Raw genomic sequence first — 20,574 nt, 5'->3', positions numbered from 1 at the left:
ACGTTCGGGACGACGCATCAGGGGATCGCGCGTGCCGGCTCGAAGGCAATGGCGTCGGCGATATCGGCCAGGGCCAGCGGAGATCCGATCTCGGGCAGGCCGATGATGTCTCTAGTCGATTCGTAGGGTTCTGCTGCCAGATCGGCCTCGATCCGCCGGTACAGCAATACGCTCGGGAACCGCGCCTCGACTAGGCGGATGCCGTTTGTACTCGTCGCGCTGGCGGATCCGGTCGACACTGCCGGTCGAGGGCGACCGAATCTCTACGATGAGGCGGGGGCGCGGGTCTCATGCTTCCGACGGACATCCGCGTTCGTGAAGCCTGAGCGCGCGGACGATACCGTGACCGCGCGACGGAACACAACGCGAAGCCGTGCCACGCCGCGGGTACGAGCCGGCCGCAAACTGCGGCGATCTACGTAGCCGTTAAGCCCCCACTAACCATAGCGGCGCAGACCGGAACGTGCCGCCACGGGAGCGGTCTCTTCCCCACGCGCTCGGTGAAATCGAATGGCTTCGGGCTACGTGATCGCGGCCGTGTTGGAGGCGGCGGGCTTGATCGGGCTCGCGATCGCCCTCGTCACGATGCGGGCGGAACGGCGGGCCAAGGCCGCCGAATTGCGAAGCTTCCTGCGGTCGGGTCAGAGCGCGTCATCGGCCTTCGACACGGCCGGCTCGTACCGCCAGACCGACTCCGGTACGCGCGTCATTGCCATTCCCTACACGTCGAAACGCCGTGACGGCGTTCCCGCCCCCGAGACGGCGGCCCGCTCGGCCCTTGGGCGGGCGATCCAGCAATCCCGCACCGACATCCCCGTGCCGGTCAGCGCAGGATGATGTCGAGGCCGCTGCCGAACAGCACGACGACGCTGAGCGTCAGCATGAATTTCAGATCTTCGAGACGGGCGCTCATGGTCGATCCTCTCCGATCGGCGGCTGCATCGCCGCCCGGCCATCGCATTACCAACTCATTAACGGAATTTCCGCGAGTCCTTTCAGCTTCTGTTAGGGATTTACGGACGCTTTCCATTCGGTAAGGTTAGTTCTTCGTTAAGAAGCGCTGCGCTTCGGCTCAACCGGCTTACGGCCGGAGGGACGGCTTGCCGGTGTGGCAGAGCACCGGCGCATGCGCTCAGAAAGGCCTTGATCATGGACGAGCGACGGAGCGGCGCCCTCGCGAGGACGGTCGACTGGGTGTTCAGGAACCGAAGCACCGGGGCGATCACGGTCGCGCAATGGCCAAACCTGCCGCTCTGGCTGTTCGGCGGGTTCTCCCTGGCGGCGTGGTGGGCGCAGGCGAATCCGTCCCTGGCGCCGTGGCTCTCGTTCGGCGCGGACCTCGCCTTGGCGTGGTGGGCGCTCGACGAACTCCTGCGCGGCGTCAATCCGTGGCGTAAGTTCCTCGGAGCCGCGACCCTCGTCGGTCTCGTCGCGCTCATCACGCTTCGGCGATCAGCTTAGATGCAGCACGATCCGCCCGATTGCAGAACAGATCGGTGAATACGCATTCGTCATGTTTTAGTACTTGTTCGACGGCCACCGACGGAATGATCCGGATCGCCTAGACATGACATCCCGAGCACGATGCGCAGTTTGCGACCCGGCAGAAACATAACGGTAGGTTGCACCGGCGGGAATTTTGTGAATGGTCGCGCCGGGCGTCGGCGCGAGCGCCCGGTCGAGGGTCGGTGTTGAAGCCATCATGACGGAAGCAGGGGGATGCGATCAGATGGGCGCCGCTTCGTCCACTGACGAGCGGGCGCGGCTGCTGGCCCAGATCGCTGAGGCCTTGCAGATCCCCGTCTCGACCTTTCGCCTCAGGAACGCCGGCGATGCGCTACGCAACGGACCGGCCGCGACGGAATGCGCAGCGCTGTTGGCCGCCTTCTCCCGAATCGACGATCCGGATCGGCGCGCGAAGTGCCTTTTGATGGTTGAGGGTTTCAGCGAGCGCTGACGCCCCGCGCGCTCGGCCGTGCGCCGGCGCACACAGGAACGGTCCAGGACGGGGACGCGGCGTGCTATAGCGCCGACCTCTCAGAGCCGGCTCGAAGCCGCGGCAAGGCCGCCGGCGCTGGACTGCCCCCCGTTCCGCTCAGGCCCTGATGCCAATCATCTCCATCTCGAAGCTGTCAAAGACCTACACGTCGGGGTTCAAGGCTCTGCGCGACATCGACCTCGCCATCGAGCGGGGGGAGATCTTCGCGCTCCTCGGCCCGAACGGCGCCGGCAAATCGACCCTGATCAATATCGTCTGCGGCATCGTCACGCCGAGTTCCGGCACGGTGCTGATCGATGGCCACGACATCGCGGGTGACTACCGCGCCGCCCGCCGGGCGATCGGGCTCGTGCCGCAGGAATTGACCACCGACGCGTTCGAGACGGTGCTGAACACGGTGAGCTTCTCCCGCGGCCTGTTCGGGATGCGACCCGACCCGGGCCATATCGAGCGGATCCTGCGGGCCCTGTCCCTGTGGGACAAGCGCGACAGCCGGCTGATGACCTTGTCCGGCGGGATGAAGCGCCGGGTGCTGATCGCCAAGGCCCTGTCGCACGAGCCCCGGATCCTGTTCCTCGACGAGCCTACGGCGGGCGTCGATGTCGAGCTACGCCAGGACATGTGGGGCCTCGTGCGCGACCTGCGCCAGCAGGGCGTCACCGTCATCCTCACCACCCACTACATCGAGGAAGCCGAGGAGATGGCCGACCGTATCGGGGTGATCCGCCGGGGTGAGATCATCCTGGTGGAGGAGAAGGCCGCGCTGATGCAGAAGCTCGGGCGCAAGCGCCTCACCCTGCACCTCCAGCAGCCGATCGAGACGGTCCCACCGGAACTCGCCGATCACGGGCTGGCGCTGTCCGGCGATGGCCGCGAACTGGTCTACACCTACGACACCCGGGCTGGGCGGACGGGGATCACCGGTCTGCTCACCGGGCTCGCCGCAGCGGGCATCCGCTTCAACGACCTGCATACCGAGCAGAGTTCGCTGGAGGATATCTTCGTCGGCCTCGTGCGCGAGGAAGGAGCCCCGGCATGAACGGATCGCACAGCATGAATTGGCCGGCGGTCCGTGCCATCTACCGGTTCGAGATGGGCCGGTTCTGGCGCACCGCCGGGCAGAGCATCCTCGCTCCGGTCATCTCCACCACCCTGTATTTCGTTGTCTTCGGCGCCGCGATCGGCTCCCGGGTCTCGGCGGTCGACGGCGTTCCCTACGGGCTGTTCATCGTGCCCGGGCTGATCATGCTCTCGCTGCTGACCCAGAGCATCGCGAACGCCTCGTTCGGCATCTACTTTCCGCGCTTCGCCGGGACGATCTACGAGATCCTGTCGGCGCCGATCTCGCCGCTGGAGGTGGTGCTCGGCTTCGTCGGCGCGGCGGCGTCCAAGTCGATCCTGATCGGCCTGATCATCCTGGCGACTTCGGCCTTGTTCGTGCCGCTGCGGATCGACCATCCCCTCTGGATGATCGGCTTCCTGCTGCTCACCGCGGTGACGTTCAGCCTGTTCGGCTTCGTGATCGGCCTCTGGGCGGATGGGTTCGAGAAGCTGCAGCTGGTTCCGCTCCTCGTGGTGACGCCGCTGACCTTCCTGGGCGGGAGCTTCTACGCCATCGGCATGCTGCCGCCGTTCTGGCACGCGGTGAGCCTGCTCAATCCGGTGGTCTACCTGATCAGCGGCTTCCGCTGGGCCTTCTTCGGCAAGGGGGATGTCAGCATCGCGATCAGCCTGGGCATGACCGCGTTGTTCCTGGTCATTTGCCTCGGGCTCGTCGCCTACATCTTCCGCACCGGCTACCGGCTGAAGAGCTGAACCGTTAGGGCTGCGCCGCCAGGAAAGCCAGCACACCGTCCCGGTGCGGCTTGGCGCCGACCGCGGTGGAGTGGTCCTTGCCCTCGATCTCGAGCGCCCGCGCGTCCGGCATCAGCGCAGCCAGAGCCGGGCCGGAGCCCGCAACGGTATCGAGGGTCCCGACCGAGACCAGCACCGGTACCTCGATCTGCGCGAGTTCCGCCCGGCTGAGCGTCTGGCGCGAGCCGCGCATGCAGGCGGCCAAGGCCCGCAGGTCGCTCCGGGTCTGTTCGGCGAAGATGCGGAAGGCCGCGGCTGTCGGGTTCGGAGCCGGCGTCCCGGCGGGGGCCTCGAGCGCCTCGGCGATGCCGGAGGGCAGCCCCTTGCCCTCGACGAGGTGCATCCCGAGCCCGCCGATCAGCGCCGAGCGGACCCGGTCCGCGTGGTCCAGGGCGATATGGGCGGTGATCCGGCCACCCATCGAGTAGCCCATCACGTGGGCGCGTGCGATGCCGAGATGGTCGAGCAGCCGCACCGCGTCGCCCGCCATCGCCTCCGAGCTGTAGGCGGCCGAGTCGTAGAGCTTCTCGCTCTTGCCGTGACCGCGATTGTCCAGGGCGATCGCCCGGTAGCCGGCCTGGGTCAGGGCCTTCACCCACTGCGTATTGACCCAGTTGACCGCGTGGTTCGATGCGAAGCCGTGGATCAGAAGGATCGGCTGCCCGGCCCCCTGAGTCGGCGGAACGTCGATATAGGCGATCCGCACGCCGTCGGAATTGAAGGATTCCATGCCGCGCAACCCGTGCTCCTCAAGCTCGGCCACGGCTTAGACCACGCGGCCACACCGGGGCAACGCGGATCGCGCCGCTTGCCGGGCAGGACGCCGGCTGGCAAACCGCCCCGGTCATGATGGACACGCAGCCTTACGGCACCTACGAACCGGCCGGCCTCGTAGCGGCGATCACCCGCCGGACGAACCGGATCCCGGCCCAATCCTGGTATGGGCGGCGCCTCGCGCTGTTCCTCCGCCGCATCGCGATCGCGCGCCTCGGCGGCAAACCCCTCGACGTGACCCGCTACGGCGCACGGATGCGGCTGCACCCGTACAACAACAATTGCGAGAAGAAGGTGCTGTTCACGCCGCAATTCTTCGATCCCGAGGAGCGTGCGCTCCTGCAGGAGCGTCTGCCGAAGGATTGCGTGTTCCTCGATATCGGCGCCAATATCGGCGCCTATGCCCTGTGCGTGGCCGCGTTCTCCGGGCCGGCCGCGCGGATCGTCGCCGTCGAGCCGCAGCCCGACGTGTTCGACCGCCTGACCTACAACATCGCCCAGAATCCGTTCCACACCGTCAAGGCGGTCGCGTGCGCGGTCGCCGACAAGGCCGGCGAGTTGACCCTGTTCATCGATCCGAGGAACCGCGGTGAGTCGAGCCTGCGCATCGTCGGCACGAATGAGGGCGCCCGGATCACCGTGCCGGCGGTGACGCTCCTCGACCTCCTGCGCAGCGAAAGGCTGTCGCGGGTGGACGCCGTCAAGCTCGACGTGGAGGGTGCCGAGGATCTGATCCTGGAGCCTTTCCTGCGCGGGGCCCCGGAGGCGCTGCTGCCGCGCATCCTGCTGATCGAGAACGGCACCGGGCAGTGGCAGCTCGACCTGCCGCAGCACCTGAAGGGCTACGGCTACCGCGAGATCGCGCGGTCCCGGCTGAACCTGATGTTCGAGCGCACGGGCGTCAGGGCGGCGTGATGACCGGGATCTCGTCGGCGATCGTCACGCCCTCCGGCCCGACGGCGCAGCGATAGGCGCGGACAGCCACGCCGGCCGCCCGCGCATCGCGGAAAGCGCGATCGAACACCGGATCGATGTCGCGGGCGACGTCGAACGCCTCCGCCTGCATCTGAACTACGATCACGACGAGGGCTCGGCCCCCCTCCGTCACCACCTGGGCGAGGTCCCGCATGTGCCGTGCGCTGCGGGCGGCTTTACAGTCGGGAAACTCCGCGAGCCCCGCTCGGCGCATCAGGTGGCAGTTCTTCACCTCCACATGGCACGGGCCGCCTTCCGCGCCGCTCGCCAGGAAGTCGACCCGGCTCGCCTGGGCGTAGCGAACCTCCGGCCTGAGCGTGTCGTGACCTTCGAGGGCCGCGATGGCACCCGACCGGAAGGCCTCGGCGACGAGGGCGTTCGGGCGCAGCGTGTTGAGGCCGACCCATTGCCGCCCGCCCGGCAGGTCGGCCTCCACGAGTTCCCAGGTCAGCGGCAGCTTCCGCGCCGGATTGCCCGAGCGGGAGAGCAGCACGCGCGCGCCGGGCGTGTTGAGACCGAGCATCGCGCCCGGGTTCGGGCAATGCGCGGTGACGAGCCCCTCGTCGGTCTCGATATCGGCCAGGAAGCGTTTGTAGCGCTGGACGAGCCGTCCCGGCAGGAGCGGCGCGGCGAACTGCATCGGATCCTCGGGGTTTGCGTAGTCTCAGGCGGCCGTTGCGCTATCTGCCTGCGAGACCCGCCCGACACCAGAGTTCCATGACCCAGCCTTCCGATTCCGTCACCGCCGCGATCCTCGTCATCGGCGACGAGATTCTCTCGGGTCGCACCAAGGACAAAAACATCGGCACCATCGCCGATTTCCTCACCGCCGCCGGTATCGACCTGCGCGAGGTGCGGATCGTGCCCGACGAGGCCGCCATGATCGTCGAGGCGGTTAACGCGCTCCGAAGCCGTTACACCTACCTGTTCACCACCGGAGGGATCGGGCCGACCCATGACGACATCACCGCCGATTGCGTGGCCGAGGCCTTCGGCGTCGGGATCGACATCGACGAGCGTGCCCGGGCCATGCTGCTGGAGCGGCACAAACCGGAAGATCTGAACGAAGCGCGCCTGCGCATGGCGCGGATCCCGTTCGGCGCCGATCTGATCGCCAACCCGGTTTCCACGGCGCCGGGCTTCCGCATCGGCAATGTCCACGTGATGGCGGGCGTGCCGGGCATCATGCAGGCCATGCTCGACGCGGTCGCCCCGACCCTGACGGGCGGGACCGCGATGATCTCCGAGACGATCGAAGCGGCCGGCCTGCCCGAGGGCAGCTACGCGGGGGAACTCGGTGCCATCGCCAAGGCGCGCCCCACGGTCGCCATCGGGTCGTATCCGGCCATGACGCCGGAGGGGTTCCGCAACCGGATCGTGGTGCGCAGCCGGGATCCGAACGCGCTCGCCGAGGCGCGGGGCGCGGTCGAGGATCTGCTAGCGCGGTTGTCGGCCTGAACGAAAGTCGGGCCTCCGATCGGATCGAGTGGCGTAGCGAGGCTGAGCGGATGGTGCGGGACAAGAACAAGCGGGCCGATCAGGCGGCCCGCCGGGACGAATTGCTCAAGGAAGTCTCCGAGATCGGACGGCCGGATGCCTACGTCCTGCACGAGGTGATCCGCCTCGAAGGCGACGAGGAATTGCGGCGGCAGGGTCTCGCGCTGTTCCTGTCCGCCTTCTCGGCCGGCCTCAGCATCGCCCTGTCGCTGATCGTGCCGGGCGTGCTGCGGAGCCACCTGCCCGACACCGACTGGGCGAAGATCGTCAGCTCGATGGGCTACGCGGTCGGATTCCTGGTCGTCGTTCTGGGCCGGCAGCAGCTCTTCACCGAGAACACCATCACGCCGATCCTGCCGCTGCTGCACGACCGATCGGTGAAGACGGCCCAACGGGTGGTGCGGCTCTGGTTAATCGTCCTGTCCGGCAATATCCTCGGCACGCTGGCTATCGCGACGGTCATCGCCCATTCCGGCGCGTTCGAGCCGCCGGTGCTCAAGGCCTTCGCCGAGATCAGCCACGACGCCATCGCGCACGACTTCTGGGCGACCTTCGTGAAGGCGATCTTCGCCGGCTGGATGGTTGCCCTGATGGTCTGGTTCCTCCCGGCCACCGGCAGCGCGGCACCCTTCGTGATCCTGCTGATGACCTGGCTCGTGGCGCTCTGCAGCCTGGCGCACATCGTCGCTGGCTCCGTGGAGGCCTTCTATCTCGTCGTCACCGGTGCGGCCTCCATGGGCGATTACGGGATGAAATTCTTCCTGCCGACCCTGTTGGGCAACGCCTTCGGAGGGGCGACCCTGGTGGCGGTGCTCAATTACGGACAGGTGGCGCCGGAGGTCGAGGAGACCAAGGCGGTCGAGGGCGAGCGTCCTGACTGACGCCAGACGCGGGCGGCCCGGCTCAGTCGAGGCGGACGGGTGGGCTGATCAGGCGGTCGAGATCATCGAGGAGCCATGTCAGGGTCCCGCGCAGCGGCCCGTAGAGGCCGATCTGGTGCTGGCGATACAGCAGGTCGTGGGTCAGCCGTGCGGAGAGCCCGTTCAGGCGACCGCCGCCGAACGTGTAGCGGCCCAGCGTACCCCACCCGTTGAAATCGGCCAGCGAGACGATGGCGCCCTTCTCGACGTAGTGGAACGGCGGAAGCTCCGCCGCGACCGCGTCACTGCGGGCCAGCGCGCGGCCGAGATGGCGGGCGAGATGCTGGGCCATCTGCCGCGCAGCCTGAGCGGTCGCCGGGACGGGCTTGCCGGAGCGCGGGTCGCTGAGGCTCGCGCAGTCACCCAGCGCGATGATGGCCGGATCGCGGGTCGTACGCAGGTCGGGGCCGACGATGAGTTGCCCGGTCCGCGAGCGGTCCAGACCATCGAGGCTGGCGAGCACGTCCGGCGCCTTCACACCCGCCGCCCAGACTTTCAGCCCCGCCGGGATGTGGGACCCGTCCTTCAACGAGAAGCCGGCGGCATCCGCCCCCGTGACCATCGCGTTCGTCCGCACCGCGACGCCGAGATCCGAAAGGGTGCGGGCGGCCGCCCGCGAGACCGCCTCGGGAAACGCGGGCAGCAGGCGCGGGCCACTCTCGATCAGTGTCAGGCGCAGGCGCTCCGGAAGATCCGGCGAGCCGTAGGCCGAGAGCAGGTTGATGGCGTGCTTCAGCTCGGCGGCCAGCTCGACCCCGGTGGCGCCCCCGCCCACGATGGCGATCCCCAGCATCCCGCCGCGATCGAGCCGCGCCAGCAAATGACGCCGCAGTTGGGTGTGGAACTGCTCGGCCTCGGTCAGATCGTCGATGGTCAGGCAGTGCTCGGCCACCCCCGGCGTACCGAAATCGTTGGCACGGCTGCCGATGGCAAGGACGAGCAGGTCGTAGGCAAGATCGACCTGCGGGTGCCCGTCCGCAGCCTCGACGGCCAAGCGTGCGCGCCGCGACCGCAGGTCGATGCCGACCAGGGCTCCGGGCTGAAAGCGGAAGCCGTTGCGGCGGGCCTGGGCGAAGAAATCCAACTTCTGCCGGTCGACCCGGGCCGTGCCAGCCGCGAAGGTGTGCAGCATCGGCTTCCAGACGTGGGACAGGCTGCGATCGGCCAAGGTCACGTCGGCGTGGCCGCCCCGCCCGAGACTGGTGGCAACCTCGATGCCGGCGACGCCGCCACCGACGATCACGATCCGCGCCCGATCCGTCATGATGTCTCCGCGTTCACACGGGTCGGGAACGCGGTCACCGTCGCCGATGTTCGCGCCAAGCGACCCCGTTCCTCATCGTGCGCGCAGCGGGGCGATCCGACGAAGCGCTCCACGTCCCGGTACACACGGCGCCCCGGGGATTGGTTCGCTCACGCTCGCAAAGAGATCGGTGGTCGTGAAATGAAAAAGCCGCCCGGAGGCGGCTTCTCGAAAATTCGTTGCCGGGACTGGATCAGGACCGCAGACGAGTCCGGACCTCGCCGAGGCTCGCGCGGATCAAGCCCTGCGCGGCCTCGCCCTGCATCCGCTCCCGCAGGATCGTCTCCGACACCTTCACGGCGGCTTCCGCCGCAGCGGCGCGAACCTGCGCCTCGGCCTGCGCTTCGGCCTGGGCGATCTTGGTCTCGGCGGCCTTCGTGCGCCGGGCCAGGAAGTCGTCGAGCTTGCGGTGACCCTCCTCGGCGGCGCGCTCGGCCTCCTCGCGGGCGCTGGCGACGATCGACTCGGCCTCCTTCTCGGCCTCGGCGCGGCGGCGCTTGTAGTCGGCCAACACGGCGGCTGCCTCCTCGCGCAGGCGCTTGGCCTCGTCAAGTTCGTGACGGACGCGGTTGGCGCGGCCGTCCAGGCCCTTGGTCATCGCGGTGAAGCCGCCGACCTTCCAGGCGATGCCCACGAAGATCACGAACGCGACCGCGACCCAGAATTCGGCTTCGAGCAGCATCGGGGGGTTCCGTCTAGTGTGCGGTGGCGTCGAGGGCGCGGTCGAGGCTAGCCCGGTCCGGGGCTTGGCCTGTCAGGCGCTCGACGATCGCCGTCGCGGCCTCCCCCGCGATGGAACGGACGTTGCCCATCGCGGACTCGGTCCGGGCGCGGATCGTAGTCTCGGCGGCGGCGATCTTCCCGTTGAGCTCTTGCTCCAACGCCTTGCGCTTGGTCTCGGCCTCGGCAGCCAGCGTGTTGCGGGTGGTCTGCGCGATGTCACGGGCCTTGCCCTGGGCATCCCGGAGAGCCGTCTCGAAGGCCACGCCGGCGGCATCCGCCTCGGTCTTCATTGCCTGGGCCTGATCCAGATCGGCACGCAGGCGCTCGGCACGGGCGTGCAGGATCGACTGGATCCGCGGCAGCGCGACCTTATCCATGAGGTAGTAGAGGAGGCCGAAGGCCAGGGCGAGCCAGATCAGCTGCGCCAGATAGCCGGAGGTCTCGAAGGGCGGGAAGGCGCCGGTATGCGCCTCCGTGTGCTCGACGTGGCCCGGCACGATCTGCGTGTCGTTGCCCGGAGGCGGCGTGGTGAGGGGATTGGGCTGCGCCATGAGACCGCTACACTGACACCGTTCGCTGAGGCCACCGCCGGGGCGGTGACGGACCAGGGCGGACACCCATTGAGAGCGTCCACCCGTTCACCGGCCGGAGGTCGCGAACAACCGCGGCCTCCGGCGCGCCGATCAGACGGCGAAGAGCAGCAGCAGCGCGATCAGCAGCGAGAAGATGCCGAGCGCCTCGGTGAGGGCGAAGCCCAGGAGCAGGGTGGCGCGCTGGCCGTCGGCCGCGGACGGGTTGCGAAGGGCGCCGGCGAGGAACTGACCGAACAGGTTGCCGAGGCCGATGCCCGCACCCGCCATGCCAAGGCAGGCGAGGCCGGCGCCGATGTACTTCGCAGCGACGGGATCCATGGTAACTCCTGAGGTCTCTTCAGATCGAAACGTGCGGTGACGTTCGCGGCGGGTGGAGCGGCCGGGTCTAGGGTCTAGTGGCCGGGGTGAAGGGCATCGTTGAGGTAGATCGCCGTCAGCGTCGCGAAGACGTAGGCCTGAAGCGCCGCAACGAGGAACTCGAGAGCGGTCAGCGCGATCGTCAGGAACAGCGGGAGCGGCGATAGCACGCTCCAGGCGCCCGCGAGAAGAAGCTGAACCACGAAGAACGCGAAGATCTTCATCGCGATGTGGCCGGCCAGCATGTTGGCAAACAGACGCACCGACAGGCTGATCGGACGCGAGATGAACGAGATGATCTCGATCGGCACCAGGATCGCCAGCAGGGGCTTCGGCACGCCCGACGGCACGAACAGGCCGAAGAAGTGGGTGCCGTGCTTCATCACGCCGAAGATCACCACGGTGCTGATCACCAGGGCGGCGAGGCCGAAGGTGATGATCAGGTGGCTGGTGACCGCGAAGGCGTAGGGGATCATCCCGAACAGGTTCAGGATGAGCACGAACATGAACAGCGAGAACACGAGCGGCATGAAGCGCTTACCGCCGTCGCCGGTCGCCTGGTGGAGCGTGTCGGCGATGAATTCGTAGAATACCTCGGCCAGCGACTGCATCCGGCCCGGAACGATCGAGCGCGAGGCGGTCGCCATGATCGTGATCAACGCGATGACGCCGACGGCGGCGAACATGTACAGGGCGGATTGCGTGAACGCGAGCTGCTGATGGCCGATATGGCCGAGCGACACGAGCGGCTTCAGCTCGAACTGCTCGATCGGGTCGATCGTGACCGCCATTCCCGCTCCCACCCCTCTTGTCCGGCGCGCCGACGCAGTCGGCCGCCTCACATTTCCTCAGACCGGCGCGCCTTATGGCTCCTGCCGGTCGCGTCGCCCAGGACGCGAGCCGGCGAAACCCGACACCCGCATCACGTTGTAGACCCCCGCGACGAACCCGAGCATCAGAAGGACGATCATGCCCCAGGGTTTGGTCCCGAAGACATGATCGACGATCCAGCCGAGTATGCCCCCCGCGATCACGCCGGCGACGAACTCGGTCGAGAGCGTCATGGCCTGGCCCAGCGAGGACGATCCGCCGTTCCGAGGTCGCGTGGAAGGATCGGCAGTGGCCTGCGGCCGCTTCCGTTCGATCTGCGTCTCGAGACGTCTGAGCCTCGCGGAGAGGTCGCTGTCCGTCGGCGTCCCCTCGGTCCCGTTCCCATCCCGTGCGTCGTCGCCGTTCACGGCTTAAAACTCACAGGGCGGGAGGATCCGGGGCCGGCTGGACGCCCCCAGCAAGCGGGCCGCACCATAGTTTCGCCTACCTTGGGTGTCAAGGCGAAGCCCATACACCATAAGCCATTGATTTTTATTTGGTATTCCAGTCCCGGCGATCCCGTCGGTACAGCGCTTCCGGCGAGGTCGGCCGAACGATCAGGCCCCCAGGATCGGCTTGATCACCTTCTCCATGCCTTCGACCGTCATCTCGCCGGTGTAGCGCTCGCCGTTGATGAAAAAGGTCGGTGTCGAGTCGACCTTGAACACGTCGAGCCCGCGCTGCTTCACGGCATTGACCGCGGCGTAGACCTTCTGGTCCTTCAGGCAGGCCTCGAAGGTCTGCTTGCTGTAGCCGGCCTGGCGGAGCATCTGCTCCAGCGCGTCCACCGGCTTCGGCGTGAAGGCCCAGCCCGCCTGCTGATCGAAGAGCAGATCGGTGATCGGGTAGTACTTCGCCTCACCCTCGCACCGCGCCAGCATGAAGGCCGCGGTGGCGAGCGGATCGAGGGGGAACTCGCGGAGTGTGAAGCGCACCTTGCCGGTGTCGATGTAGCGTTCCTTCAGCACCGGCCAGGTGGTGCGGTGGAAGGCGGCGCAGTGCGAGCAGGTCATCGAGGCGTACTCGATGATCGTGCATTTGGCGTCCGGCGGGCCGAGCCAGACATCCCCGAGGGGACCGGGCTGGAGCAGCGCGGCCGTCTCAGCATTCTGTGCCTGGGCGCGGCGGGGGAGAGAGGGCAGGGCGAGGCCGGCGCCGAGGGCGAGGCCGGAGAACTTCAGAGCGTCGCGTCGCGTCGTCATCGGGCTGGCTCCGCCGGAATGATCAATCTTGGCGTCCCGATGCGGGTAACCGGGCGCGACCGTCCTGGCAAGGTGACCGATTCGCTCCGATCACCGCTCCGGACGCGTGGCCACGGCCGCGGTGCCGAGGCGGTCGAGGGCGGCGCGCAGCTTGTCGTCGGCGATCCCCGCCACCGCCTTCTGCACCTCGACGGCCCGGGCCGGATCGACGTGGGCACGCGGCGCCGTCCGGCCGCCGCGGCCGACCCGATCCTGCTGCAGCACGATCCGCGACACGCAGGCCCAGCCGTAATGCGCGTTGATGCGCTGGATCACCACCGGGGCCAAGTGTTGGAGTTCGATGGCGAAGACACCCTCGACGCGTACCACCAACGTGCCGGAATCCGGCGCCTCGGCGCCCGTGCGGCGGCGCTTGGGCCATTCGAGCTTGGACGGCCGGCAGTAGCGGGCGAGCCGCTCGCCGACGATCTCCGGCCAGGCGGCCAGGATGTCGGTCGACGCGAAGCCCTGCGCGGCGAAGGCCGGGCCGATGCAACCCTCGATCAGCTCGGCCAGCGGTTTGACGCGCGCCATGGTGGTTTCGGCTCCGCCCCTGTGGATCCGGAAACAGTACAGCAGGATAGTTGACGAAGGGAGCATGCGGCCGCGCCGTCGCCGCCCTATGATCGCCGCGCCCCTCCGGCTATGCAGCGCGGTCCCTCTCGACCTGCCCATGCCAGCCCGCACAGAAACGGAACCCGGACCCAGCGCCGCCGACCTGCTCGCCTGGTATGACCGGCACCGCCGGGTCCTGCCCTGGCGCGCGCTGGCGGGCACGGTGCCCGACCCCTATCGGGTCTGGCTGTCCGAAGTGATGCTGCAGCAGACCACGATCGCGGCTGTGCGACCGTATTTCGAGCGCTTCCTCACGCGCTTCCCCGACGTCTTCGCCCTCGCGGCCGCCCCCGAGGAGGCGGTCATGTCGGCCTGGGCCGGGCTCGGCTACTATTCCCGCGCCCGCAATCTCCACGCCTGCGCGAAGGCGGTGGCGGCCGCCGAGGGGCGCTTTCCCGATACCGCCGAGAGCCTGCGCCGGCTTCCGGGGGTCGGCGCCTACACCGCCGGGGCGATCGCCGCGATCGCCTTCGGGCGTCCCGAGGCCGCCGTCGACGGCAATGTCGAGCGGGTGCTGAGCCGGGCCTACGCGATCGAGGCGCCGCTGCCGGGGAGCCGACCGGAGATCCGCCGGCTGACGCAGGCCCTGGTCCCGCCGGACAGGCCCGGCGACTTCGCCCAGGCGCTCATGGATCTCGGGGCGACGATCTGCACGCCCAAGCGCCCCGCCTGCGCCCTCTGCCCCTGGATGCGGCCCTGCCACGCCCGGGCGCAGGGCACCCAGGAGACGTTCCCGCACAAGATCCGGGTCGCCAAGGGGGCGTTGCGCCGCGGTGCCGCCTTCGTGGCGATCCGCAGCGGCGACGAGGCGGTTCTGCTGCGGACGCGGCCGCCGGAGGGTCTGCTGGGCAACATGGCCGAACCGCCGGGCAGCGCCTGGGATCCGGATTACGACGTGGCCGCCGCCCTGCTGGACGCCCCCCTCGACGCCCGCTGGCGGCGCCTGCCGGGCCTCGTGCGCCACGGCTTCACGCATTTCCCCCTGGAACTGACCGTGTTCTCGGCTCGGGTGGCGCTCTCGACACCGATTCCGGCCGGGATGCGGTTCACGCCGCGCGCCGCCCTCGACGATGAGCCGCTGCCGGGGCTGATGCGGAAGGTCCTGGCCCACGCGTTCGACCCGAAGCCGGAGCCCGAGAAGAAGCCGCGGGGGCGCCCGAAGAAGGAGCCGCCGCCGATGCCGCTGCTCGCGGCGATCGAGCCGCCGATCTCGATGCCGGATCCCCCGCCACGCCCGCTCGTGCGGGCGGTCCCCAAGCCGCAGCCGAAACCGGCGCCCGCGCCGCCCCCGGATGCGGACGATCTCCTGGAGGGCGCGGATGAGCCGCCGGCGACGGTGCGGCCGAAGCCGCCGGCGCATCGGACCCGATCGGCGCGGAAGCGCTGACGCCGCGACCGAAAAGCCGCGAGGCGGCGTCAGGGACGCGCCAGCCAATCGCCGACGCCCGTCAGCGAACGAAATTCCTCCAGCGCGTGAACCCGGGCCGCCGGGAGCGCGGACCGGGCCATCGTGGCGAGGGCGTGCCCGGGACCGAGTTCCAGAACCCGGTCGGCGCCGTATTCGCGGCAGGCCTCCAGGCAGGCGGCCCAGTCGATGGTCCGCGAGATCTGCGCCGCCAGCTTGTCCAACCCGTCCGCGGCCCGGAAGACGGCCGCACCGTCGAGCCCGCTCAGGAGCCGCGGCGCGCCGGGGGGCGGGCGGTGCGGGGTGGTCCCGGCGAGGGCGCCCCGGAATGCATCCGTCGCCCCCGCCAGCAGGGGCGTATGCGAGGGCGTATGGACCGGCAAGACCACCGCCCGCTGTGCCCCATGCTGGCTGGCGTCCCGGCAGAGCGCTTCGAGGGCGTCGCGCGCTCCGCCGACCACCCCGCTATCCGCGGCGTTGCGGATCGCGAGATGGCAGCCGTGCCCGGCCGCGAGGGCGGCCAGCGTGTCGAGCCCCAGGCCCCGGATCCCCGCCAGCCCGAAACCGGCTCCCGTGACGGCGTCCATGGCCTCCGCCCGCTCGGCCGCAAGTCTCAGCACGTCGGCCGCATCGAGCCGCCCGGCGACGCCCCAGGCCGCGAGATCGCCGATGCTGTAGCCCGCCACGACGGTACGGCCCGCCGCCGCGGTGCCCAGCGCCCGCCAGCCGGTGAGCGCGGACACGCAGCACAGGATCTGACCGGTCCGGTTTCCGTGCAGGGCGTCACCGCCGGTCCGGACGAGGTCGCGCGGGTCGATGCCGCCGAGGAGCGGCGTAGCGGCGGCGAAGATCTCCTGCGCCGCAGGGTGGTCGGCCGTCATGTCGAACATGCCCGGGTGCTGGCCGCCCTGGCCGGACAGGAGGATGGCGAGGGTCATGCGGTCGGCGGTTCGCGCAATGGGGCGACGGGTCTGAGGCAAACCCGATCGCGGCTCTTGGCCAGCACCGACCCGCCTTCGGGGGCATCGTGCAACTCGCGCCAGTGCAGGCCGGCTCCGTCGGGCAGCAGGATCTCGCCGTCGATGCGCATCGGCGCCGCCCTTGCGATGGCGTCGAGTCCGGCGAGCAGACCGGCCGGCACCGGCACCGGACAGGACCAGAGCAGATCGAGGTCGGATGTCGCGCTCAGGTAGGTCAGGCCGGTGACGGCCTGCCAGAGCAGCGCACCGAACGGGCGCGGAGCGATACCGTGGCGGTGCCCGAGCGCGACCAGCGCGGTGACGGTCTGGCCCCAGGCCGCGGGCGCGTGCTCGGCAACGTCCGCCAGGCCGGGGGCCGTCATCGGTGTCAGCGCGTCCATGGGCAGTGCGAGACCGATCCGGCGCTTGCCATCGGATGGCGGCATCGGCACGCCCAGGGGGACGGCGTCGCCCGTCTCCCCCGGTAGGCGCTGCCGCACGATCAGCGGGCGGCTCGCCTCGGCCCAGCGGCCGAGATGCGGATGGCCGGCGAGGTCGGATCGGGTCCCGAGCCACGCCGCCCAGGCCGCCGGATCGGCCCGGACGAGGTCGTGGCGGCGGAAGGGTTCGGCCAAGCCGGTCTCAGTCAAGGCGGGCCTGATCGACCACCGCCCGTGCGACGTCGCGCGCCACCGGACGGCCGCCGCGCTCCGCGCCGAGGCGGTCGCGGAGGTCGCCCGGCTGGATCCCGGCGACGAGGTCACGGATCTGCCCGTCCAGGGGCTTGCCCGGATCGAGGACGACGTGGACGGCGCCGGTGGCCACCATGTTGTCGAGCCCGGGCGCGAAGACGGGGGTCGATTTCGCCATCTCCTCGAGCCGGTCCAGGGGCAGCTTGGTCACCCGGGCCACCGACGGCAGGTCCATCACGCTCGGGTTCGCCCCGGGGAGCGCGGCCAGCACCCGCGTCGCCAGGGCGGTGGCGATGAAGGCGCCCGCCGCCGAGTGCCCGTAGATCAGCCCGACGGTCGGATGGCCCGAAAAGTCCGCCAGCAGCAGCGCTTTGGCGAGGTGGGCGAGGCATTCGTTCAGCCCAAGAAGTTCGTCCCGGCGGCTCATGCGCTGGCTGTCTGAATCGACCGCCACCAGGATCGGCGCCTTGTCGCCGGCCCGGACGGCATCGAGCACGGCCCGCGACAGGGTGAGCGCCCCGTCGACGCCCAGCGGGGTATCGCCGTCGATGCCGACGACCGTGGCCTGCCCCCCGGCGAAGGGCCCGGTTCCACGCACCAGCCCGTCCTCGACCGTGACGGAATGCCCATCCGGGAACAGGGAGCCGAGGATCTCAGCGAGCGTCATGGTCGGCCTCCCTGATCCGGGTCACGATCTGGTCGAAGGCGTCCGTATCCATCGCCGGCACCGCCTCCGGGTCGTTGACGCCGAGCCGGCTCCAGATCTCCGTCGCATCGCGGCAATCGCCGAAGCGCGCGATCCGGTCCTGGAGCCGGGCCTGCTCGGCCTCCAGGGTCGCGAGGTCGAAGGCCGGCGCCCGGCCGATCAGGTCCAGCGCCGCCCGCCGGAAGGCCGCGACGGTGTCGGCGCAGAAGGCGTCGGCGCCTCCGGTCAGCCGGCGGTGCTTGCCGCCCATGGTGCGCCAGACGAGCGCCCGGTCGCGGGAATCGAACTCCTCGGCGCCCTTGTTGGTCTCGATCACCTCCGGACCTGACACCGAGATGCGACCGCCCTCGGAGACCGCGAGCCGTGAACAGGTGCCGGCGATGAGGCCACCGCCGCCGTAGCAGCCGGCCCGGCCGCCGATCAGCCCGATCACTGGGATGCCCGCCGCGCGGACCTCGATGATCGCCCGCATCGTCTCGGCGATGGCGGTCTCGCCGGCATTGGCCTCCTGAAGCCGCACGCCGCCGGTGTCGAACAGGATCAGCACCGCCCGGGGCTTCAGGTCGAGGGCTGCGCGCAGCAGGCCGACCAGCTTGGCGCCGTGGACCTCGCCGACGGCGCCGCCCATGAACCGGCCCTCCTGGGCGGCGATCAGGACCGGGTCGCCGTCGAGGGTGGCGCGGGCGACCACGATGCCGTCGTCGAAGGCGCGGGGCAGGTCGAACAGCGGCAGGTGCGGGCTCATCCGCCGCTCGGTGGGCGGCAGGAACTCGCGGACGCTTCCCGGATCGGCGAGCGCGACCACGCGCTGGCGGGCGGTGGCCTCGTACCAGCTCAGGGCGTCCGGATCGGTGCTCGCCGCGCGGTCGACAGCCATGGTCAGGCCTCCATCAGCCGGGCGCCCTGGAGCAGGCGCAGGAACACGGTGTCGGGGCGGGCGCCGCCATCGTTGATGCTGATGCGGATCCCGCCGGGCTGGGCCCGCGCGACGAAATCCGCCACCACCGCCTCCCAGACGTCGCCGTAGCCGGCGATGGGCGTCGCGATGGCGATCTCGCAGGCATCCGGCGGCAGCACGCGCTCCAGCAGGATCTCCAGGTTGCCGGAGGCAACCACGCCGGTGATCGCGCTCGGCACCGCGCCGGGCAGCGGTCTCTTCGTGCTGTGGCGGAAGGTCAGGGATTCCATCCGACGGTTCCTTGAAAGGCGCCTCTCCCCACCCCGTGGGGAGGAGGTGGGGGTGGTGCGAGATGAGTTGCTGCGGTGCCTTCTGCACCCCCCATCCCTGGCCCCTCCCCACAAGGGGGAGGGGAAATTTCGCAATGCAATCTACCAGTTCCGGAACTTCGCCGGCGGCTCGTAGAGCCCGCCCGACCAATGCACCAAGTCCTTGATTGACTTCGCGGCGAGCAGCGCCCGGTCGGCGTCGAGGGGTTCGATGCCGAGATCCTCGGGGCGGCGGATGATGCCCCGGGCACGCAAAGCCTCGACCTTTGCTCGATCGCGGCCGCGGCCGACCTCCGTGTAGCCCGCGACCCCGCGGATCGCCTGCTCGCGCTCGTCGGCGTCCCGGCAGAGCAGGAGGTTGGCGATGCCCTCTTCCGTGACGATGTGGGTGACGTCGTCGCCGTAGATCATCACCGGCGCGAGTTCGAGACCGATCTTCCTGGCGAGTTCCAGGGCATCGAGTTTCTCAACGAAGGTCGGAACCAGCTTCTCCCCAAACGTCTCGACCAGCTGGACCACCAGCTTGCGCCCGCGCATCAGCGCCGGATCACCCACGATCTGGCCCTCGCGCCCCGCCTTCATCCAGGGATCGGAGGGATGGCGGCGTCCGTGCGGGTCGGACCCCATGTTGGGCGCGCCGCCGAATCCGGCGACCCGCGACTGGGTCACCGTGGAGGAATGGCCCATCAGGTCGATCTGGAGGGTCGCGCCGATGAACATGTCGCAGGCGTAGAGCCCGGCCGTCTGGCAGAAGGCCCGATTCGAGCGCAGGGAGCCGTCGGGGCCGGTGAAGAAGATGTCCGGCCGCGCGCGGATATAGCGGTCCATGCCGACTTCCGAGCCGAAGCAGTGGACTTGGCTGACCCAGCCCGACTCGATCGCCGGGATAAGGGTCGGGTGCGGATTGAGCGCCCAGTGGGTGGCGATCTTGCCCTTGAGGCCGAGCTTCTCGCCGTAGGTCGGCAACAGCAGCTCGATCGCCGCCGTCCCGAACCCGATCCCATGGTTGAGCCGGCGGATGCCGTATTCCGCATAGATTCCCTTGATCGCCATCATGGCGATCAGGATCTGCGTCTCCGTCATGGCGGCCGGGTCGCGGGTGAACAGCGGCTCGACGTAGAACGGTGTGTCGGCCTCGACAACGAAGTCGATCCGGTCGCCCGGGATGTCGACCCGCGGGACCTTCTCCACGATCTCGTTCACCTGCGCGACCACGACGCCGTTCTTGAAGGCGGTCGCCTCGACGACGGTGGGCGTGTCCTCGGTGTTCGGGCCCGTATAGAGATTGCCGTCCCGGTCGGCCGAGACGCCGGCGATCAGCGCCACGTTGGGCGTGAGGTCGATGAAGTAGCGGGCGAACAGTTCGAGATAGGTGTGGACCGCCCCGAGCTCGATCTGCCCGCCGTAGAGCATCTTGGCGATGCGCCCACCCTGCGGGCCGGAATACGAGTAGTCGAGCCGCTTGGCGATCCCAGTCTCGAACACGTCGAGATGCTCCGGGAGCACGATGCCCGACTGCACCATGTGCAGGTCGTGAATCCTGTCCGGGTCGCAGGCACTCAGCCCCCGGGCGAGACAGTCGGCCTGCTTCTGGTTATCGCCCTCGAGGCAGACCCGGTCCCCCGGCCGCAGGATCGCTTCCAAGAGTTCGACGACGGCGGCGGCCGGCACGACCTTGCCGTCGGCATGGGCACGACCCGCCTGGAGGCGGGCGTCCCGGGCCTCCCTCTCACCGCGCCACTTGGTCATCCGTGCGCCCTCAAGATGTTCGCCAACCCATCTAGACCGGCAGGCGGTATTTTCAAACCGGTTTCGATCACGGTTTCGTATACGGGATTGCCGAAGTGTCAATATCCTGCATACT

At 69.3% G+C, this 20,574-nt stretch carries 26 protein-coding genes; 9 read left to right on the top strand and 17 right to left on the bottom strand.

The genetic code is table 11. The features are described 5' to 3' along the window. Positions 1 to 17: 17 nt before the first annotated feature. Positions 18 to 239 carry a hypothetical protein gene (locus tag AC3IF1_RS24975; protein ID WP_489219792.1) on the bottom strand — a complete coding sequence of 74 codons (222 nt, stop codon included), beginning with the start codon at positions 237 to 239 and terminating at the stop codon, positions 18 to 20. Positions 240 to 510: 271 nt separating this feature from the next. Between AC3IF1_RS24975 and AC3IF1_RS24970 the strand changes: the two genes are divergently transcribed. The 5 genes from AC3IF1_RS24970 (at position 511) to AC3IF1_RS24950 (ending at position 3,814) form a co-directional block, all read left to right on the top strand. Next, positions 511 to 837 (top strand): hypothetical protein, encoded by a 327-nt coding sequence (locus tag AC3IF1_RS24970; RefSeq protein ID WP_489219791.1) that lies wholly within the window; start codon positions 511 to 513, stop codon positions 835 to 837. A 312-nt stretch (positions 838 to 1,149) separates the two neighbouring features. Further along, entirely contained in the window at positions 1,150 to 1,461 is a 312-nt protein-coding gene (locus AC3IF1_RS24965; protein ID WP_489219790.1) for a hypothetical protein, read from the top strand. A 184-nt stretch (positions 1,462 to 1,645) separates the two neighbouring features. Then, positions 1,646 to 1,957, top strand: a complete 312-nt coding sequence (locus tag AC3IF1_RS24960) for a hypothetical protein (RefSeq protein ID WP_243966670.1) — start codon at positions 1,646 to 1,648, stop codon at positions 1,955 to 1,957. 145 nt (positions 1,958 to 2,102) lie between these two features. After that, positions 2,103 to 3,038: an ABC transporter ATP-binding protein gene (locus tag AC3IF1_RS24955; RefSeq protein WP_243966826.1), complete on the top strand. Its 936-nt coding sequence runs from the start codon at positions 2,103 to 2,105 to the stop codon at positions 3,036 to 3,038. 14 nt (positions 3,039 to 3,052) lie between these two features. Next, positions 3,053 to 3,814 carry an ABC transporter permease gene (locus tag AC3IF1_RS24950; protein WP_243966827.1) on the top strand — a complete coding sequence of 254 codons (762 nt, stop codon included), beginning with the start codon at positions 3,053 to 3,055 and terminating at the stop codon, positions 3,812 to 3,814. A gap of 4 nt (positions 3,815 to 3,818) precedes the next feature. Here the strand turns inward: AC3IF1_RS24950 and AC3IF1_RS24945 are convergent, their stop codons facing one another. Next, entirely contained in the window at positions 3,819 to 4,583 is a 765-nt protein-coding gene (locus AC3IF1_RS24945) for an alpha/beta fold hydrolase (RefSeq protein WP_489220467.1), read from the bottom strand. Positions 4,584 to 4,699: 116 nt separating this feature from the next. On the opposite strand from AC3IF1_RS24945, the gene AC3IF1_RS24940 reads away from it, so the two are divergent. Further along, positions 4,700 to 5,542 (top strand): FkbM family methyltransferase, encoded by an 843-nt coding sequence (locus AC3IF1_RS24940; protein WP_489219789.1) that lies wholly within the window; start codon positions 4,700 to 4,702, stop codon positions 5,540 to 5,542. Here AC3IF1_RS24940 and sfsA read toward each other — a convergent pair. After that, the gene (gene sfsA / locus AC3IF1_RS24935) at positions 5,529 to 6,242 is read right to left on the bottom strand and encodes a DNA/RNA nuclease SfsA (protein WP_489219788.1); all 714 of its coding nucleotides are present in this window, start codon (positions 6,240 to 6,242) and stop codon (positions 5,529 to 5,531) included. The genes AC3IF1_RS24940 and sfsA overlap by 14 nt on opposite strands. 77 nt (positions 6,243 to 6,319) lie before the next feature. On the opposite strand from sfsA, the gene AC3IF1_RS24930 reads away from it, so the two are divergent. Together AC3IF1_RS24930 and AC3IF1_RS24925 are read left to right on the top strand one after the other, a co-directional pair. Next, complete coding sequence (locus AC3IF1_RS24930) at positions 6,320 to 7,060, top strand: competence/damage-inducible protein A (RefSeq protein ID WP_489219787.1); 741 nt, start codon at positions 6,320 to 6,322, stop codon at positions 7,058 to 7,060. A 50-nt stretch (positions 7,061 to 7,110) separates the two neighbouring features. Then, on the top strand, positions 7,111 to 7,980 hold the full coding sequence (locus tag AC3IF1_RS24925; protein ID WP_243966675.1) for a formate/nitrite transporter family protein: 870 nt from the start codon (positions 7,111 to 7,113) through the stop codon (positions 7,978 to 7,980). Between the two features lie 22 nt (positions 7,981 to 8,002). Here the strand turns inward: AC3IF1_RS24925 and AC3IF1_RS24920 are convergent, their stop codons facing one another. The 8 genes from AC3IF1_RS24920 to AC3IF1_RS24885 form a co-directional block, all read right to left on the bottom strand. After that, the gene (locus tag AC3IF1_RS24920; protein ID WP_489219786.1) at positions 8,003 to 9,283 is read right to left on the bottom strand and encodes an NAD(P)/FAD-dependent oxidoreductase; all 1,281 of its coding nucleotides are present in this window, start codon (positions 9,281 to 9,283) and stop codon (positions 8,003 to 8,005) included. A gap of 232 nt (positions 9,284 to 9,515) precedes the next feature. Further along, positions 9,516 to 10,001 carry a F0F1 ATP synthase subunit B family protein gene (locus tag AC3IF1_RS24915; protein ID WP_489220466.1) on the bottom strand — a complete coding sequence of 162 codons (486 nt, stop codon included), beginning with the start codon at positions 9,999 to 10,001 and terminating at the stop codon, positions 9,516 to 9,518. Between the two features lie 16 nt (positions 10,002 to 10,017). Next, a complete protein-coding gene (locus AC3IF1_RS24910) occupies positions 10,018 to 10,596 on the bottom strand; it encodes a F0F1 ATP synthase subunit B family protein (RefSeq protein WP_489219785.1) in 579 nt (192 codons plus the stop codon). A 132-nt stretch (positions 10,597 to 10,728) separates the two neighbouring features. Further along, a complete protein-coding gene (locus AC3IF1_RS24905) occupies positions 10,729 to 10,956 on the bottom strand; it encodes a F0F1 ATP synthase subunit C (RefSeq protein WP_007566773.1) in 228 nt (75 codons plus the stop codon). A 74-nt stretch (positions 10,957 to 11,030) separates the two neighbouring features. Next, entirely contained in the window at positions 11,031 to 11,786 is a 756-nt protein-coding gene (locus AC3IF1_RS24900) for a F0F1 ATP synthase subunit A (protein ID WP_489219784.1), read from the bottom strand. A gap of 72 nt (positions 11,787 to 11,858) precedes the next feature. Next, positions 11,859 to 12,233 (bottom strand): AtpZ/AtpI family protein, encoded by a 375-nt coding sequence (locus AC3IF1_RS24895; RefSeq protein WP_489219783.1) that lies wholly within the window; start codon positions 12,231 to 12,233, stop codon positions 11,859 to 11,861. Between the two features lie 189 nt (positions 12,234 to 12,422). Beyond that, positions 12,423 to 13,067 carry a DsbA family protein gene (locus AC3IF1_RS24890; RefSeq protein WP_489219782.1) on the bottom strand — a complete coding sequence of 215 codons (645 nt, stop codon included), beginning with the start codon at positions 13,065 to 13,067 and terminating at the stop codon, positions 12,423 to 12,425. Positions 13,068 to 13,157: 90 nt separating this feature from the next. Then, a complete protein-coding gene (locus tag AC3IF1_RS24885; RefSeq protein WP_489219781.1) occupies positions 13,158 to 13,640 on the bottom strand; it encodes a DUF721 domain-containing protein in 483 nt (160 codons plus the stop codon). 139 nt (positions 13,641 to 13,779) lie between these two features. On the opposite strand from AC3IF1_RS24885, the gene mutY reads away from it, so the two are divergent. Continuing rightward, positions 13,780 to 15,108 (top strand): A/G-specific adenine glycosylase, encoded by a 1,329-nt coding sequence (gene mutY, locus AC3IF1_RS24880; protein ID WP_489219780.1) that lies wholly within the window; start codon positions 13,780 to 13,782, stop codon positions 15,106 to 15,108. Positions 15,109 to 15,137: 29 nt separating this feature from the next. Here the strand turns inward: mutY and AC3IF1_RS24875 are convergent, their stop codons facing one another. The 6 genes from AC3IF1_RS24875 to mdcA form a co-directional block, all read right to left on the bottom strand. Beyond that, on the bottom strand, positions 15,138 to 16,064 hold the full coding sequence (locus AC3IF1_RS24875) for an acyltransferase domain-containing protein (RefSeq protein ID WP_489219779.1): 927 nt from the start codon (positions 16,062 to 16,064) through the stop codon (positions 15,138 to 15,140). After that, entirely contained in the window at positions 16,061 to 16,720 is a 660-nt protein-coding gene (mdcG, locus tag AC3IF1_RS24870) for a malonate decarboxylase holo-[acyl-carrier-protein] synthase (RefSeq protein WP_489219778.1), read from the bottom strand. The genes AC3IF1_RS24875 and mdcG overlap by 4 nt, the downstream gene beginning before the upstream one ends. A gap of 7 nt (positions 16,721 to 16,727) precedes the next feature. Beyond that, complete coding sequence (mdcE, locus tag AC3IF1_RS24865) at positions 16,728 to 17,444, bottom strand: biotin-independent malonate decarboxylase subunit gamma (RefSeq protein ID WP_489219777.1); 717 nt, start codon at positions 17,442 to 17,444, stop codon at positions 16,728 to 16,730. Continuing rightward, complete coding sequence (locus AC3IF1_RS24860) at positions 17,431 to 18,360, bottom strand: biotin-independent malonate decarboxylase subunit beta (RefSeq protein ID WP_489219776.1); 930 nt, start codon at positions 18,358 to 18,360, stop codon at positions 17,431 to 17,433. Before AC3IF1_RS24860 ends, mdcE begins: the two co-directional genes overlap by 14 nt. Before the next feature lie 2 nt (positions 18,361 to 18,362). Beyond that, positions 18,363 to 18,671 (bottom strand): malonate decarboxylase acyl carrier protein, encoded by a 309-nt coding sequence (gene mdcC, locus AC3IF1_RS24855; RefSeq protein WP_243966688.1) that lies wholly within the window; start codon positions 18,669 to 18,671, stop codon positions 18,363 to 18,365. A 141-nt stretch (positions 18,672 to 18,812) separates the two neighbouring features. Then, positions 18,813 to 20,459, bottom strand: a complete 1,647-nt coding sequence (mdcA, locus tag AC3IF1_RS24850; RefSeq protein ID WP_489219775.1) for a malonate decarboxylase subunit alpha — start codon at positions 20,457 to 20,459, stop codon at positions 18,813 to 18,815. Positions 20,460 to 20,574: the final 115 nt, after the last annotated feature.

This window comes from Methylobacterium sp. E-012, from assembly GCF_057836545.1.
Note: the sequence above shows the minus strand (reverse complement) of the source record. Positions and strands in the feature narration are given on the sequence as shown.

Coding starts and splice junctions, on each gene's coding strand:
- AC3IF1_RS24890 (WP_489219782.1), bottom strand. CDS start 13,067: ATGACGACGCGACGCGACGCTCTGAAGTTCTCCGGCCTCGCCCTCGGC.
- mdcA (WP_489219775.1), bottom strand. CDS start 20,459: ATGACCAAGTGGCGCGGTGAGAGGGAGGCCCGGGACGCCCGCCTCCAG.
- AC3IF1_RS24905 (WP_007566773.1), bottom strand. CDS start 10,956: ATGGATCCCGTCGCTGCGAAGTACATCGGCGCCGGCCTCGCCTGCCTT.
- AC3IF1_RS24970 (WP_489219791.1), top strand. CDS start 511: ATGGCTTCGGGCTACGTGATCGCGGCCGTGTTGGAGGCGGCGGGCTTG.
- AC3IF1_RS24920 (WP_489219786.1), bottom strand. CDS start 9,283: ATGACGGATCGGGCGCGGATCGTGATCGTCGGTGGCGGCGTCGCCGGC.
- AC3IF1_RS24940 (WP_489219789.1), top strand. CDS start 4,700: ATGATGGACACGCAGCCTTACGGCACCTACGAACCGGCCGGCCTCGTA.
- AC3IF1_RS24885 (WP_489219781.1), bottom strand. CDS start 13,640: ATGGCGCGCGTCAAACCGCTGGCCGAGCTGATCGAGGGTTGCATCGGC.
- AC3IF1_RS24960 (WP_243966670.1), top strand. CDS start 1,646: ATGGTCGCGCCGGGCGTCGGCGCGAGCGCCCGGTCGAGGGTCGGTGTT.
- sfsA (WP_489219788.1), bottom strand. CDS start 6,242: ATGCAGTTCGCCGCGCCGCTCCTGCCGGGACGGCTCGTCCAGCGCTAC.
- AC3IF1_RS24860 (WP_489219776.1), bottom strand. CDS start 18,360: ATGGCTGTCGACCGCGCGGCGAGCACCGATCCGGACGCCCTGAGCTGG.
- AC3IF1_RS24910 (WP_489219785.1), bottom strand. CDS start 10,596: ATGGCGCAGCCCAATCCCCTCACCACGCCGCCTCCGGGCAACGACACG.
- AC3IF1_RS24950 (WP_243966827.1), top strand. CDS start 3,053: ATGAATTGGCCGGCGGTCCGTGCCATCTACCGGTTCGAGATGGGCCGG.
- AC3IF1_RS24945 (WP_489220467.1), bottom strand. CDS start 4,583: ATGGAATCCTTCAATTCCGACGGCGTGCGGATCGCCTATATCGACGTT.
- AC3IF1_RS24965 (WP_489219790.1), top strand. CDS start 1,150: ATGGACGAGCGACGGAGCGGCGCCCTCGCGAGGACGGTCGACTGGGTG.
- AC3IF1_RS24930 (WP_489219787.1), top strand. CDS start 6,320: ATGACCCAGCCTTCCGATTCCGTCACCGCCGCGATCCTCGTCATCGGC.
- AC3IF1_RS24925 (WP_243966675.1), top strand. CDS start 7,111: ATGGTGCGGGACAAGAACAAGCGGGCCGATCAGGCGGCCCGCCGGGAC.
- mutY (WP_489219780.1), top strand. CDS start 13,780: ATGCCAGCCCGCACAGAAACGGAACCCGGACCCAGCGCCGCCGACCTG.
- AC3IF1_RS24875 (WP_489219779.1), bottom strand. CDS start 16,064: ATGACCCTCGCCATCCTCCTGTCCGGCCAGGGCGGCCAGCACCCGGGC.
- mdcE (WP_489219777.1), bottom strand. CDS start 17,444: ATGACGCTCGCTGAGATCCTCGGCTCCCTGTTCCCGGATGGGCATTCC.
- mdcC (WP_243966688.1), bottom strand. CDS start 18,671: ATGGAATCCCTGACCTTCCGCCACAGCACGAAGAGACCGCTGCCCGGC.
- AC3IF1_RS24900 (WP_489219784.1), bottom strand. CDS start 11,786: ATGGCGGTCACGATCGACCCGATCGAGCAGTTCGAGCTGAAGCCGCTC.